This window comes from Rhodococcus sp. IEGM 1381 (assembly GCF_030056795.1).
In the GTDB taxonomy this organism is placed as follows: Bacteria; Actinomycetota; Actinomycetes; order Mycobacteriales; family Mycobacteriaceae; genus Rhodococcoides.
Map to the genome: position 1 here is coordinate 1284880 of NZ_JASHKQ010000001.1, position 13827 is coordinate 1298706.

A 13827-nucleotide genomic window follows, 5' to 3' on the forward strand; every position below is an offset into this window, starting at 1 on the left:
AGACCAGGGCGTCAGGGCTCAGACCACCGCCTCGGGTCTGCTCGACGCTATGGCCTGTGTTGGCCCGAAACCCGAGGACAGGCGAGCAAGGATCTCTACGGCTGCGCTGATTTCGGGCAGTGAACGGGTGAAGGGAATGCGCTGATGATCGTCGAAGGCGTATCCCGTGCCGAAGCGCAATCCGGGTGCTAGCAGCAAGCCGTGAGAGTGGGCTTCGGCGACCAGTGCACTGGATCGGATGCCGTCGGGCAGGGAACACCACAATGCCAGGCCTCCGTCCGGAACGCGAAAGTGCCAATCAGGCAATCGATCTCGCATCAGCGTAACGGTGTGATCGCGCGCGACCCGCGACGTGTCGGCGCGCGCCCGGCGTACCTCGTCGTACGTGCCCATCAACTCGACCGCAGCGAGCTGATCGAGAATGGACACCGAAAGTTGGCGTCGCGCATAGGTCGCGGCGATTCTCGCCAGTAGTCCTGCTTCGGCGCGAACCCAGCCGACTCGCACACCGCCCCACACCGTCTTGCTCGTGGACCCGATTGTCACCGTCGCAACGTCCGGGGTTGCCGCTCCGAAGGGTTCGATATCGGGCACTCCGTCGAGGGCCAGATCGGCCGCTACCTCGTCGACGATGGTCAGTACTGCGTGGCGGTGCATGGTCGCGGACAACTGCCGGCGAGTGCCGAGGGGGAGTCGAGCTCCCGACGGATTGGAGAAGTCGGGCATGAAATACGCCAGTGTCGGCGCACTTTGACGTGCGGCCCGGTCTGCGGCCGGCACGAACTCGTCGGTGTCGTCCGGGTCGATGGGCACCGGGATGCATCGGCCACCGAGGGAGTGGACGAGTTCGACGACACCCGGATACGTCGGGTGCTCGACCAACACGCGGGCACCTGGCTCGATGAACGTCGCCAACACCGCATGGATGGCGTCGGTGGCACCGGAGGTGACGAGAATGTTGTCTGCGGTGGTCGGCACTCCACGCCCTCGGTAGTAGGAGGCGATCGACTCGCGGAGCTCGAACAGGCCGGACGGAGCGTAGCCACCCGAGGCGAACCGGTCTCGAATCCTCTCGGACGCAACGCCGTACGCATCGGCCAGCAGGGGAGAGGCAGCGGGGGATGCGTTGACGAATTCCAGTGTCGCAGTGTCACGATCGCCGGCGAGCGAACCCCAGGACGGCAAGGAATCCGTCGGGGAAACATATGTGCCAGAGCCCCGTTGGGCGCTGATCCAGCCACCTTCACGGAGGTGACGATAGGCCGACGCCACCGTGACCCGACTGACGTCCAAACTGATCGACAGCGCCCGCTCGGCGGGCAACCGCGTCTGAGCCGACACGTCACCGTTCTCGATCAACCGCCGCAACTCGTCGGCGATCTCGAGGTAGAGCGGACCGCCGGATCTGTTCCGAAGCGTCGACGGGCCGATACGTGCTGCCAACTCCGGGGCCGAGATCGCGGTGTCGTCGAACGAGGCCATGCAGTCCACTGTCGCACACTGGACTGCACTATTCGCGGTAAAAGCAGTCCATTGTTGTCACATGATCGCAATTGGAGCTGTATTGGCCTTGTCGTTGGTGGGAGCGGGATGGACTGTGGTCGCACTGCGCGAGGGCGGGAGAAGTGCCCCCACTGGCCCACCACGTAGCCGTGCGCACGTCGACTGATGCGGCCGTGCCTCCGAAAATGCGCGCGCATTCGTCAGACGCGTCCGAGTTCGCTACCGATTCGGGCCTACTTCGCTCGCACCTGGCAAACGCGCTCGTGTTTGCGAGATCAGTGGGGCCACGGGCTGGGGCAAACTATGGACGCCGAGGTCAGCTGTCGGCGGTGATGGAGTCGATGAAGGGCGTGAGCAGCAGAGCCAGATCATCGGCTGCCGCGTGGATGTCCTCCGGCGGTTCGGGGATGTAGCTCAATGCCAATCGAACGATGGCCTTGCTGACGACGTCGGCCTGTCGCGGGCTCGCGCCCACCCACCCGCGCTGAAATGTCTCTGCCAGACGCTCTCCGGCACGGTCGATGAGCACCTCACTGTCCGTGGTGATCAGACGCAGAAGATCCTCCGGTGCGTCGCCGCTGTGCAGCGACCGTACGAGTGGGTCCAGACCACTCAGCTCGAAGAACGACGAGAAACCTTGGTGGAGAGCGGCCGACGCATTGTTCTCGTGTTGATACAAGGCTGTTTCGCACATGGCGACGAAGAGGTCCGTCAATCTGATGGCGTAACCCTGTGCGACGCCGCGCCGTGAACCGAACTCGTTGTACAGGCTCTGTCTGCTCAGGCCGGCAGCCTTGGCGATGTGACTCATAGTCACGTTGCGCCAGTTGCGCTCGTGCAACAACTCGCGCAGCGCATCGAGCGCTGTATCGCGCGCAAGGGTGGACGCTGCTTCACGGTATCGACCGGGGGTCGACGTCTGTTCGGCTGCGGGCATGAGAACGACTCTATCGAACGACCGCATGCGGCTGATCCAGCCAATCTTCTCCGAGGAGATTCCGATCGATGGGGTCTGCGCGCGCGATGAGGGAGCGGATCTGCCGGATGTCCTTGGGGTACCCCACCCCTATAGCTCCGACGAGCGCATCGCCGCGTAGTGCACAAGCGGTGAATCGGCGGTCTTCGATGGAGCCGCGAACCACGACGTACTCGTCGTCCGCGCTGGTCCACCCCGCGAACTGCAGGTTGACGCCGTGCTGAGTGGACCACCCCCACGGAACGTCGAGATCGCCGACGTCGAGACCGAGGATGGACCGAGCGGCCCGGGTGGCTTGATCGGCGGCCCCGTTCCAGTGCTCACTTCGATAGGTACCGCCCAGGACCGAGTTGGGAACTTCGGCGACGTCACCCGCGGCGTAGATGCCGGCCGCCGATGTCCGCATCTCGGCGTCCACCAGGATTCCCGACGCGGTCTCGAGGCCCATGTCGGCCCCGAGCTCGATGTTGGCGACCGAGCCGACGGACACCAGCACGGTTCCGGCAGACCATGAGCGTCCGTCCTGAGCGGTGGCAAGGAGCGTGCCGTCGGGCAGCTTTTTCAGGTCGGTCACGGAGACGTCGGTGTGCATCGTTATGCCGTTGTCGGCGTGCAGGTCTCGATACATCTGCGAGATCGCGGCCGGTGCGATCCGGTTCAGCGGAGCCGATGCTGCCTCGAGCACCGTGACCTCGGCACCGAGTGATCGGGCTGCTGCTGCCGCCTCGCACCCGATCAGGCCGCCACCGATCACCAGCAGTGATCCGGTGCGCTTGATGTCGGCATACAGCGGTGCAACATCGGCGACAGTGCGCAGAGTGAACACATGAGCCGACCCTGGCAGGTCGAGTTGCCTTGCCCGCGAACCGGTTGCGAGCAGCAACGCGTCGAACGGAAGCGGGTCGCCCTCGTCGAGCTGCACGGCCGAGTCGGTGACGGCGACCGCCGTGACGCCCGCGCGGACATCGACGCCCTCGATGGCTGCACCCAGCAGAACCTGATCGATCGACTTGGTGCCCAGCAGCAGCTCTTTGGAGACCGTCGGACGACGATAGGTAGCCTCCTGCTCGCTACCGATCAGCGTGATGGACCCGGCGAAGCCCTCGGCGCGTAGGACTTTGGCGGCGGTGTATCCGGTGGCACCGGTGCCGACGATCACGACTTTGCCGGGTTGGCGAGTAGTCACCCGCGTTCTACCTCGACCATCTCGAAATCGGCCTTGGCAGCACCACAATCGGGGCACGACCAGTCGTCCGGAATATCGTCCCAGCGCGTGCCTGGCTCGATGCCGTCCTCGGGCCAGCCGAGTTCCTCGTCGTACTCGAATCCACACTGAACGCAGCGGTAGAGCTTCATGCCTTACTCCTGAAGTCGATTTTTTCGCGAACACCGCAGTCGGGGCACGGCCAGTCGTCCGGTACGTCGGACCATGCGGTTCCAGCCGGGAAGCCCTCGCGCGGTGCGCCGTTGGACTCGTCGTACACGAACTCGCACACCGGGCACTCGAAGGCGGCCATCACTTGGCTCCGTAGGCGGCGAGGATCTTCTCCCGCTTGGACGGCTGGATGTTGACGCGAGTGATGTCGCCGTCGTAGTGATCGAGAACGCGGTGGTCCATCACCTTGCGCCACACGGGCGGGAAGTAGGCCAGCGAGATCATGCTCGCGTAACCGCTCGGCAAGTTGGGTGCTCCGTCCATGCTGCGCAGCGTCTGGTAGCGCCGAGTGGGGTTGGCATGATGATCACTGTGTCGCTGAAGGTGATACAGAAAGATGTTGGTCACGATGTGATCGGAGTTCCAGCTGTGCTCGGGGGTGCATCGTTCGTAACGGCCGTTGTCCTTCTTCTGACGCTGCAAGCCGTAGTGCTCGAGGTAGTTGACCGTCTCCAGCAGCGAGAAGCCGTAGATTGCCTGAATGACCAAGAACGGCAGCACGATCGGACCGAACACGGCAACGAGAACTGCGTAGAGGACGACCGACATCAGCCAAGCGTTGAGCACATCGTTGTGAATGCTCCACGTACTCTTGCCCAGTCGCTCCATGCGAGTCTTCTCTAGCTCCCAGGACGATCGCAGACTTCCCCACACGCTCCGGGGGAGGAAGGCCCAGAAACTCTCACCGAACTTCGAGCTCGCCGGATCCTCGGGAGTGGCGACGCGAACGTGGTGGCCACGATTGTGCTCGATGTAGAAGTGGCCGTAGAACGTCTGTGCCAGAGTAATTTTCGACAGCCAGCGCTCGAGCTCGTCCTTCTTGTGCCCGAGTTCGTGAGCGGTGTTGATGCCCACGCCGCCCATGACGCCGATGCTGATGGCCAGGCCGATCTTCGAGACCAGCCCCAATCCGCCGTCGATACCGAGCCACGACAGGTTGTCGGTGGACCAGAGGTAGCAGGCGAACACCAGGCTCGCGAGCTGGAACGGAATGTAGGCATATGTGCAGTAGCGGTAGTACTTGTCTTCTTCGAGCGCCTTCATCGCCTCGTCGGGTGGATTGTCGCCGTCGGGACCGAAGAAACGGTCGAGAACCGGGAGCATTCCATAGACGAGCAGCGCACCGATCCACCACCAGACCGGGGCCACTGCATTCCAGCCGAGCTGGTTGAAGGCCCACACCAGACCGGTTGCCAGGAACACTGCCGTGGGCGGAATCAGGCCCATGAGCCAGAGATGTCGCTTGCGGTCGTGCCACTCGTCGATCGGCGTCTGTGCCTGATCGTCGATGTTCGATGCGGTCATCGTCACTCCTCGTGTAAGTCCGATCACTATGGATTGGACAATACATCAGATTTGTCAGTCGGATGGACAAATTACTAGATTTGTACACGCAGTCGGTCAGCGGCGGTCTGCCGGTCTGTCTGTCGTGTCGCGGGGAGGAGGAGTCGTTTGTACTGTTGGCCGCAACGAGGGGACGGCAGGCAGCCATGAGCTATGACAACGATTACCCGGACCGCGACAGCCGTAGCTCTCGCGGTCGAGGCAGGCGTGGGCGTTCCAAGAAGAAGGCGGGTCGACGCATCCTGCTGGGCTTCGGGCTGGCGGCGGTTGTCGTCCTCGCCCTTGGTGCCTGGTTGGCCTACACGGCGAACACCGCGTACACCAATCTGAACCAGGCCCGCGATTACGCTCAGGTGGCGAAAGCTGGACTGCTGGAGGGGGATACACGGAAAGCCGAGACCTCCGTCGGCGATGCGGTGCGGACTTCGAACCAGGCGAAGGATGCCACCGAGTCACTAATCTGGAAGGCCGCCGCAGCGATACCGTACGTGGGCCAGCCGTTGGACGTCGTCTCGCAGATCACCGACGTTGTCAACGGGCTGACGGTCGACGTTCTCATGCCGTCGGTCGAGGTGGGTACCACGCTCGATCCCGGTCGGCTACGGGGGCCGGACGGCACCATCGACATCGCTGTTCTGCGCGACGCCTCGCCCGCGCTGTCGCAGGCCGCCGCCGCGGCGAGTGTGCTCGACGCGGAGTCTCAGGCCATCGAGGAGCCGACGTTCATCGCGCAGGTCGGCGATGCACGGGCCCAGTTGCAGGATCAGACGCACGAACTGACGACTCTGCTGACCAACACCGACATCTCGGCCAAAGTGCTTCCGGCGATGCTCGGGGCGGACGGCCCGCGCAGTTACTTCATGGCTTTCCAAACGCTGTCGGAAGCCAGAGGAACCGGTGGACTGGTCGGCGGCGTCAGTATCGTGCGGGCTGCGGACGGACGAATCAGTGTGGACAACATGGCCAGCAACGACGAGCTTCGGATTCCCTATGCACCGATGGATCTGGGGGTCGATTTCGCCAATGCGTACGAAAGTCGCTATCAGTCGACGCAGAACTGGCAAAACAGCAATCTGAGTCCGCACTTTCCTTATGCCGGACAGATTTGGCAGTCGATGTGGCAGCAAGAGACGGGCGAGCGTGTCGACGGCGCGCTGGCCACCGATCCCGTCGCCCTCGGCTACATCCTCGACGTCGTCGGCCCCATCACGATGGGCGACGGAGAAGTAATCGACGGATCCAACGTCGTGCAGATCACCCAATCCGACGCCTACTTCCGCTTCGACGACGACAACACCGCACGCAAGGCGTACCTCCAAGACATCGCCGCCAGGGTCGTCGCAAAGATGCAGGGCAACATTGGGTCGGCGAGCGGCCTTCTCGAGGCGCTGGGAAAAGCGACCAGCGAAGGCCACATCGCCGTGTGGAGTGCAGACCCGGCACTGCAAGCCATCCTGGGGCCGACCAAGATCGGCCACGAGGTACCCGAGAGCCCCGATCCCTACGCCGCCGTGGTGGTGAACAACGGCGCAGGCGGCAAGCTCGACTACTACCTGCAGCGCAAGGTCACCTACACCGCCCAATCCTGCGACGGCGCGACGCGGACCACCCGCGTGGTCGCCGAGATCACCAACAACGCCCCCGAGCTGGACTACACCACCTATATCGCCGGCAGGCAGAACGAATCGACTCGATACGACGGACCGCCGGGAACCAACCGATCGGTGGTGGCGCTGTACGCAACTCAGGGTGCGACGTTGACGAACGCCACCAGCGACGGCACTCCGCTGTTCTTACTGACCGCCGCCGAACGCGGCCACCCGGTGTTCTACGTGCCTGTCGTGATCGAGCCGGGCCAGACGAAAACCATCGAATACAACCTCGTCGAACCCACCGTCGACGGTGAGGCGCTGGCGCCGGTTCAGCCGCAATCGGTTCCGGCATCGACAGAGGTGGAATTCCCGAACTGCTCCTGATTGCTGTGGATCGCGATGCTCAGGACTCGTACATATGTTCGATCGAGAGTAGTGTTGCTGTCGGCGGGGTTGGGAGGGAAGCCTGACCCCGCTGCCGAATCTGTGTACAGCTCCAGCGAAGTGGACGGTGATCCGATGGACGACGTGCTTCAGAAGGTCGAGGAGCTGAAGGTGCTCGTCGCCGAACTCCAGGCCCTGGATCGACGGCGCGTCGACATGGGGGATCGATTGGTGGATCTGGAGTATTTCTTTCGAAAGGCCGGATGCCCCGAACTGTCCCAGCAAGCGCTCGACGCATTCATGGTGACCTACGCCGGACGCGTGCTCGAGCTCGCAGACGGCATGCGCGGCTGACACGACCGGCGATGTCTGTCTTCGCAAACCCCGCGGGTTTGATCTGTGGTTCACTTGTGGATCCAAGTCGGGACACTAGGAAAGCTGCTCGAGACCTGTGAACAGTCTTCGCCGATGGTGGTCACTCCCGGTCGACTACGGGTGGAACGTCGCATATGCGCGGTCCCAACAAGCGCTGCGCATCACCAGGATTCTCATCGGGATCTGGTGCTGGATCTACACGGCTGCAGCGGTAATCGGATTGGCAATTCTCGGCCTCGGCCTCGGCGACGGTGATCCCGCCCGGTGGGCGCTGTGGTTCACCATCGTGACCACAGTTCCTGTGGGTGCGGCGTGGCTGATCCGCGGGTGGCCGAGTTGGCGAATGTCGTGTGCATTCGTGCTGTACGCCGACATCGTGCTGGCGGCGGTTCTGCTCACGTTCGAGTCACCGTCCGTTGCGCTTCCATTGTCGGCATTGTTCACGGTGGTAGGTAGCTACGTAGTGGGGTTCCACGGTCCTAAGCTGTTCACTGCACACCATCTCTTCGCGTTCGTCACCGTCGCCGCGTTGTACGCCTCGACCATGGTGAAAGACCCGGCGCAGCGTTTACAGACCAGCCTCTACCTCCTGATGCTGATCCTGGTGATGTTTTCTGCTCCCCTCATTTGTCACACCTTTCTCATGTTGTTACGTCGCGACGCCACGGGCGCGTTCTACGATCCCCTCACGGGAATGCAGAACCGACGGGGATTCGATGCGTCGATAGGCAATCTTCAACTCCGCTCGATGCCGGAGGCGACGGTGAACGTTGTAGTGATCGACATAGACAACTTCAAAGCCGTCAACGACCGTTTCGGCCATCAACACGGCGACGTTGTCATTCGATTGACCGCAAGCCGCATTCTGGACGTGTTTCCGTCACCGGCTGTCGCCGTCCGCCTCGGTGGTGAGGAATTCGCAGTCGCCTGCGTCGACAATCCGGAGGCGGTGAAAGAACGATCCGCTCTACTGCGAACCCGATTGCGCGACGAAACCGACCGGTCACCGCTGACCGCGTCGATCGGCGTCGCGCATGCGGTGGTCGGGACTCGGAACATCACGGACCACGTAGTAGACCTTCTGGGTTGGGCGGACGAGGCCATGTACCAGGCGAAGAGGCTCGGCGGCGACCGCATTGCCGTGAGCGACGAGTCGACGAGGCCCACACCGATCGTCGACCGTTCGTGATCTGTGCGGACAATGCCGATCACTGACCAGCCGCACGGAGAGCCACGAGTCATGTAACGATTGACGCTCACAGTCACGCGCCGCAACGTGTCGTGGCGGATGGGGAGCGCACGTACATGGAGATACAGGATTACTTGAAGATCCTGAAGGGGCGATGGGTCATCATTGCCATCACCGTACTGGTGGCAGTTCTGGGAGCACTCGGTGTATCCCTGTTGACGAAGCCTCTATATCAGTCCACGGCCAAGATGTTCGTATCGGCGACTGGTGGCTCCACGGTTGGCGAGGCTTACCAGAACAATCTGTTCTCGCAGCAGCGCGTTGCGTCCTATTCCGAGTTGGTTACCGGTGAAGCTCTCGCAGAACGAGTGCTCGATGTGTTGCCGCTCGATCTGACGCCGACCGAACTCGCTGACAAAGTCGAAGCCAACTCCACTCCGGACACCGTTTTGTTCGACATAACCGCTACAGACGCGTCACCCGCCATTGCTCGCGACATTGCGAATGCGATGGCCGCCGAGCTCGTCACACAGGTGCGGGATCTCGAGACTCCTGCCGATGGTGGTACTCCCGCAGCGGGGGTCAAGATAGTTCAACTCGCTGGGGAATCGGGAACTCCGGTCAGTCCGAAGACACTCCGCAATCTGGCAATCGGAGCGGGTCTTGGGTTGCTCCTGGGAATTGCCATCGCTGTGCTTCGAGACCGACTCGACAACACGGTCAAGGACCGGCGTGACATCGAGGCTGTATTCGGCAAGACGCAGGTGGGCAGTATCCCGTTCGACAAGAGGCGTGCAGAACATCCGGCAATCGAATTCCACGATGCTGGACAGTCTTCGAGTGCCGAGGCGTTTCGCGAACTGCGCACCAACCTGCAGTTTCTCGCAGTAGACAATCCGCCACGAGTTGTCGTCGTGACAAGCGCGATTCCAAGCGAAGGCAAATCGACCACGGCGGTTAATCTTGCGTTGGCTCTGGCAGAGGCCGGCCACCACGTCGCGTTGGTCGAGGGCGATTTGCGGCGCCCTCGAATCTCGAAGTACCTCGGAGTCCTCGGATCGGTCGGTCTCAGTACCGTGCTCGCGGGACAGGCAGAGTTGAACGATGTGATGCAGCCGACCAAGTACGAGGGGCTCGAAGTGATGGCGTCAGGCCAGTTGCCGCCCAATCCCTCCGAACTTCTGGGTTCGGAGGCATCGAGGACGCTGATGGATCAGCTTCGCAGACGCTTCGACTACGTGATCGTCGACGGCGCGCCCCTGTTGCCGGTCACCGATTCGGCCGTCCTCACGACCCATACCGACGGTGCCCTGATCGTGACCCGCCACGGGCACACCAAGACTCAGGAGTTGGACAGAGCGATCAAGAATCTCGAGGCTATTGGAGCACGGGTATTGGGTGTCGTCATGGCCATGACGCCCACCAGAAAGGGTGATGCGTACAGCTATTCGTACAATTACGCCGCCGATTTGGACCGGCCGCGTGTCGGTATTCCCCCGACTCCTGCCCCGACTCCGCGCACCGCCGTAAAGAAAGTCCCGGGAAAGAAATGGCCGGAGACAGAGCGCAAACAACCGTTACGGCCCTAATTCGACCGTGGTGTGGATCCGAATTCCGCCGCTGCGCAGTGAATGTGCGGCATCATTGACGCCGTGAGTGGGTGTTGCGTCGTTCTAGCGGGCAACCTCGGCTGCGATCGCGGACTGCGTTCCGACGTCGAAGACCGGGTTGGTCAGGTGAACGTCGAGGGCGTTGCCGGGGCCGGCGATGATGGCGTTGAGCACCGAGGTGAACGCGCCACAGTTCTGGAACTGCGGAATCGTGGAGGTGCCCTTGATATGTGAGACGGTCTGATTGTTCTGGATCAGATCGATGGCATCAAGCGAACTGGTGAGGTTGGCGGTGGTTTCGGCGGTGACACAATTGGCACCCGCGGGGATCAGATCGAGTGAGGCCGACCCTGCCGATCCGGTTTCGATACCCAGCGGCTTCACCGAATCGATTCGAATCTTGAAGCTCTGCTGAACATCGAGATCCAATGTGGGTGCCTCGGCGGGTCCGCCCTGGACGAGGGTGCCGGACACCGGGGTTTCGTCGACGATGGAGATGGTGAACTTCGCCAGCGTTGCAGGGCCGAGCTTCAGGTTGGCGGATGCTTGCGGGAGGACGAGCGAACCGGTGACTGTGCCGCCGACCAGGTCGACGTCGGTGACCAGGTCGGTCGTCGGGAACACCACCGGCTGACCGGTCTTGGCAATGAGCGTCGTCGTGTCTGCCTGGAACGTGATGGGAAGCGTGTCGGCTGCGTTGGCCGGGGCGGCTACCATCGTTGCCAAAGCGACGGACGATGCCAGTGCCGCCATGGTGACGACAGTCTTGTTGCGGATCTTCACGTGGTTTCCTTTTCAATGATGGGTTGTTTTGGACGAGGTCGAGCGTCAGGACAGGGTGAAGGCCGGATTCGGTTGGACCGACAGGCTGTTGACCGTGCAGTTACCGGACATCGGCTGGTTGGTCGACGTCAGAGTGTTGGTCATGTTGTCGAACGAACCGGACAGGGTGGCCGGTCCGCAGTTGTAACCGACCAGCGAAAAGCCCACGTTGGACACTTCGCCGGTGGTGGCGCTGGTGGGGGTGAGGGTCCAGGGCAGGTTCTCGAGCTGCGGCAGGTTGCACAGAGATTGGAGCCGCTGATCTTGGCGTCGGTGATCGATGCCGAGGAGCCGTCGGCGCTGGTGGTACCGGTGAGGGCGATGGAGCAACTCACCGGCACTCCGAACGAGGCCGGGGTGCTCACGACGATTGTTCCGGGTGCAGTGAAGGCGGTTCCGGCAGGCGAGTTGGTGGCGGCACCTGCGGCGAGTGTACGAGAGCGGGTGGGCGGGTTGAGCGTCATCGATCGATCCTCCAAGTCCAGAAGCGGCTCCGGAGCCCTCTCGGGGCGGCCGGTGGCACCGGAGCTCCGGTAGCCAGGAGGGACGTTAGGACGACGAAACGTATGTCGGAATTGTTTCATTTCAACTCTGTGACAAGTCGCAATACGGTCGGTACGTTTGTGGTACGCAATAGTAATGAAGCTGGGCTAGAACTTCGAAAGTCAACTCCGTCATGGGTTTTCGGCCCGGTTTCTCGTTGTCGACGATTCCCAGGAAGCGCGGTCAACGCTTGTTATTGAAAAGTTATGCAACGTTACCCAAACGAGATAGTCGCGATGTCGTCCGTGACACCTCCGTCGTACACCATCGTGAGTGCGAAAAGAAGCTGACGAAAAGTAATGTTTGAAACGCCGATCACCCCCGCCTGACGGGGGTCGATTTCTCGTGCCAAACTGTGGTGTGACGTTCGCGCTGGCCGAAGCAGGATCCGCAGTCGACACGGACACGGGAGAGTTGACGGTGCAGCCGTATTTCGCCCCGGTCTGTCGGCTGGACAACGGCGCGCTTGCAGCGATCGAAGTGCAGTTGCGTGGGCCCGAGGACGGCCCCCTTGCCTCGGCCGATGCCCTCAAGCGTGCGGCCAGGGCCATGGACGCCAAACGTGAGCTCGACGCCCTGGCATGGGGAGTCGCTCGACTCAACCAGTCGGTGCGTCTGCCGATGCTCGTCTCCATGGATGTCGGCTCCCTCGCCGCCATCGACTCCGCCACCGAAGAGCAACTCCGTCGCGATATCGTCGTCGTCACCGAAGCGGCGCTCGTGGACAGCCCGACTCGTACTCTCGCAGCGATCGACAAGGCCCGGCGCGACGGCAAAGTGATCGCCGTCGACGACGTCGGCCGTCGACCGCAGTCGATGACGCTGCTCCCGCTCATCGAACCGGACGTGATCATCCTCGCGGGAACGATGGTGTCCACACGCCCCGACCTGTCCATCGCGCGAACCGCCCACGCAGTGTCTGCTCAGGTCGAACGAACGGGCGCGGTTGTCGTCGCCAGCGGAGTCGACACGGCGCTGCACCGGAGCCGCGCACTCGGACTCGGTGCGACGTACGGGGTAGGCGAGCTGTACCCGGCCGCGCAGTCGACCGAAGAGCTTCCGGCCGACGCCGCCGAGGTGATGCCTCCGTTTCCTACGTGGAGCACTCCGGAACTTGCTCAGGAATCGCCATGCGACATCGCATTCGCGGGCAAGACGGCCATCCGAAGCACCAAGCGACTACTGGTCGCGATGAGTACGTCCCTCGAGATGCAGGCCGCATCTTCAGGACCGGAAACGTTGGTACTCGGCACTTTTCAGATGGCCGAACACTTCACTCCCACCACCCGTGCACGCTGGGTGTCGATGGCCGAGCAGATCTCGTATGCCGGCGTGTACGGGGTAGGTATGGGATACGTGCAAGAGGGCGGCATCGTGCATGCACCTCTCGATCCGACGGACTCGCTCGTCGAGGAGTGGAACGTGGTGGTGCTCGGGCCACACTTCTGCGCTGTGCTCGCTGCAATCGACCTGCACCGCGGTGAGGCCGACGCAGACCGTGAATTCGATTACGTGATGTCGTACGACCGAGCAACCGTAGTCCGTTGTGCGCGTGCAATTCTCGCGCGTTTCTGAAATACCCGTGATGGCGTCACCGGAAGGGATGTTTCGGGCGGCCATGGCAGGGCATACGGCATTGCAGGTGATGAAGTAGTCCGGACTGCCACATTGCTCAGGCCCCGCACGTTGAAAAAGCAGCGTGCGGGGTCGCATGGACAGTCAGCGTTCTGTCGAGGCCTTGTCCACCATTTCTTGCGCGATATCGCGCAGCTTTCGATTGGTGCCTTGCGATCGGTCGACGAGCAGAGCGAACGCCGCGTCGGCGGTGATGCGATGTATTGCCATCAAGATCCCCTTGGCCTGTTCTATCGGTGCTCGCTGCGAGAGTGCCGTCCGAACATCGTCCGGCAGCCCGAAATGGGTTACGTGCGCTGCGGTCATGGAAGCATTGTTGCGCGACTTGCTCCGACGCAGGTCAGACACGGGAAGACACACCGAATTCGCGTCGAACAGAGCTGTTCACGTTACCGAATTCGTAGCTTTTCGTGACCGCA

Annotated in this window: 15 protein-coding genes; 5 read left to right on the forward strand and 10 right to left on the reverse strand. The window is 62.3% G+C overall.

Annotated features, from left to right (window positions below):
• Positions 1 to 18: 18 nt before the first annotated feature.
• The 6 genes from QM797_RS06215 to QM797_RS06240 all read right to left on the reverse strand — a co-directional run bounded on the left by QM797_RS06215 (position 19) and on the right by QM797_RS06240 (position 5219).
• Entirely contained in the window at positions 19 to 1482 is a 1464-nt protein-coding gene (locus QM797_RS06215) for an aminotransferase-like domain-containing protein (protein WP_283274323.1), read from the reverse strand.
• 337 nt (positions 1483 to 1819) lie between these two features.
• Positions 1820 to 2440, reverse strand: coding sequence for a TetR/AcrR family transcriptional regulator (locus tag QM797_RS06220; protein WP_283274324.1), 621 nt, complete (start codon positions 2438 to 2440; stop codon positions 1820 to 1822).
• A 10-nt stretch (positions 2441 to 2450) separates the two neighbouring features.
• A complete protein-coding gene (locus tag QM797_RS06225; protein WP_283274326.1) occupies positions 2451 to 3665 on the reverse strand; it encodes an NAD(P)/FAD-dependent oxidoreductase in 1215 nt (404 codons plus the stop codon).
• A complete protein-coding gene (locus QM797_RS06230; protein WP_027495558.1) occupies positions 3662 to 3835 on the reverse strand; it encodes a rubredoxin in 174 nt (57 codons plus the stop codon). The genes QM797_RS06225 and QM797_RS06230 overlap by 4 nt, the downstream gene beginning before the upstream one ends.
• Entirely contained in the window at positions 3832 to 3996 is a 165-nt protein-coding gene (locus tag QM797_RS06235; protein WP_283274333.1) for a rubredoxin, read from the reverse strand. The genes QM797_RS06230 and QM797_RS06235 overlap by 4 nt, the downstream gene beginning before the upstream one ends.
• Complete coding sequence (locus QM797_RS06240; RefSeq protein WP_283274334.1) at positions 3996 to 5219, reverse strand: alkane 1-monooxygenase; 1224 nt, start codon at positions 5217 to 5219, stop codon at positions 3996 to 3998. Before QM797_RS06240 ends, QM797_RS06235 begins: the two co-directional genes overlap by 1 nt.
• A 185-nt stretch (positions 5220 to 5404) precedes the next feature.
• Here QM797_RS06240 and QM797_RS06245 point away from each other — a divergent pair, with 185 nt between their 5' ends.
• From QM797_RS06245 to QM797_RS06260, 4 genes are all read left to right on the forward strand, one after another.
• On the forward strand, positions 5405 to 7234 hold the full coding sequence (locus QM797_RS06245) for a DUF4012 domain-containing protein (protein ID WP_283274336.1): 1830 nt from the start codon (positions 5405 to 5407) through the stop codon (positions 7232 to 7234).
• A gap of 135 nt (positions 7235 to 7369) precedes the next feature.
• A complete protein-coding gene (locus QM797_RS06250) occupies positions 7370 to 7588 on the forward strand; it encodes a hypothetical protein (RefSeq protein WP_283274337.1) in 219 nt (72 codons plus the stop codon).
• Positions 7589 to 7685: 97 nt separating this feature from the next.
• Positions 7686 to 8798 (forward strand): GGDEF domain-containing protein, encoded by a 1113-nt coding sequence (locus QM797_RS06255; RefSeq protein WP_283274339.1) that lies wholly within the window; start codon positions 7686 to 7688, stop codon positions 8796 to 8798.
• A gap of 116 nt (positions 8799 to 8914) precedes the next feature.
• Positions 8915 to 10387: a tyrosine-protein kinase domain-containing protein gene (locus QM797_RS06260; RefSeq protein ID WP_283274340.1), complete on the forward strand. Its 1473-nt coding sequence runs from the start codon at positions 8915 to 8917 to the stop codon at positions 10385 to 10387.
• An 84-nt stretch (positions 10388 to 10471) separates the two neighbouring features.
• On the opposite strand, the gene QM797_RS06265 is transcribed toward QM797_RS06260, so the two are convergent.
• Genes QM797_RS06265 through QM797_RS26295 form a run of 3 tightly spaced genes read right to left on the reverse strand, consistent with a single transcriptional unit; the run spans position 10472 to position 11601 of the window.
• On the reverse strand, positions 10472 to 11191 hold the full coding sequence (locus tag QM797_RS06265) for a hypothetical protein (RefSeq protein WP_283274341.1): 720 nt from the start codon (positions 11189 to 11191) through the stop codon (positions 10472 to 10474).
• Between the two features lie 45 nt (positions 11192 to 11236).
• Complete coding sequence (locus QM797_RS06270; RefSeq protein ID WP_283274343.1) at positions 11237 to 11398, reverse strand: PraA/PraB family alkane oxidation protein activator; 162 nt, start codon at positions 11396 to 11398, stop codon at positions 11237 to 11239.
• Entirely contained in the window at positions 11332 to 11601 is a 270-nt protein-coding gene (locus QM797_RS26295) for a PraA/PraB family alkane oxidation protein activator (RefSeq protein WP_502942294.1), read from the reverse strand. The genes QM797_RS06270 and QM797_RS26295 overlap by 67 nt, the downstream gene beginning before the upstream one ends.
• 532 nt (positions 11602 to 12133) lie before the next feature.
• Between QM797_RS26295 and QM797_RS06280 the strand changes: the two genes are divergently transcribed.
• The gene (locus QM797_RS06280; protein WP_283274346.1) at positions 12134 to 13348 is read left to right on the forward strand and encodes an EAL domain-containing protein; all 1215 of its coding nucleotides are present in this window, start codon (positions 12134 to 12136) and stop codon (positions 13346 to 13348) included.
• A 144-nt stretch (positions 13349 to 13492) separates the two neighbouring features.
• Here the strand turns inward: QM797_RS06280 and QM797_RS06285 are convergent, their stop codons facing one another.
• Positions 13493 to 13714 carry an ANTAR domain-containing protein gene (locus QM797_RS06285; protein WP_283274348.1) on the reverse strand — a complete coding sequence of 74 codons (222 nt, stop codon included), beginning with the start codon at positions 13712 to 13714 and terminating at the stop codon, positions 13493 to 13495.
• Between the last annotated feature and the right edge of the window lie 113 nt (positions 13715 to 13827).

What these genes read in the sequence shown, in the direction of transcription:
- QM797_RS06215 (WP_283274323.1), bottom strand. Translation starts at nt 1,482, where the DNA reads ATGGCCTCGTTCGACGACACCGCGATCTCGGCCCCGGAGTTGGCAGCA.
- QM797_RS06220 (WP_283274324.1), bottom strand. Translation starts at nt 2,440, where the DNA reads ATGCCCGCAGCCGAACAGACGTCGACCCCCGGTCGATACCGTGAAGCA.
- QM797_RS06230 (WP_027495558.1), bottom strand. Translation starts at nt 3,835, where the DNA reads ATGAAGCTCTACCGCTGCGTTCAGTGTGGATTCGAGTACGACGAGGAA.
- QM797_RS06235 (WP_283274333.1), bottom strand. Translation starts at nt 3,996, where the DNA reads ATGGCCGCCTTCGAGTGCCCGGTGTGCGAGTTCGTGTACGACGAGTCC.
- QM797_RS06240 (WP_283274334.1), bottom strand. Translation starts at nt 5,219, where the DNA reads ATGACCGCATCGAACATCGACGATCAGGCACAGACGCCGATCGACGAG.
- QM797_RS06245 (WP_283274336.1), top strand. Translation starts at nt 5,405, where the DNA reads ATGAGCTATGACAACGATTACCCGGACCGCGACAGCCGTAGCTCTCGC.
- QM797_RS06250 (WP_283274337.1), top strand. Translation starts at nt 7,370, where the DNA reads ATGGACGACGTGCTTCAGAAGGTCGAGGAGCTGAAGGTGCTCGTCGCC.
- QM797_RS06260 (WP_283274340.1), top strand. Translation starts at nt 8,915, where the DNA reads ATGGAGATACAGGATTACTTGAAGATCCTGAAGGGGCGATGGGTCATC.
- QM797_RS06285 (WP_283274348.1), bottom strand. Translation starts at nt 13,714, where the DNA reads ATGACCGCAGCGCACGTAACCCATTTCGGGCTGCCGGACGATGTTCGG.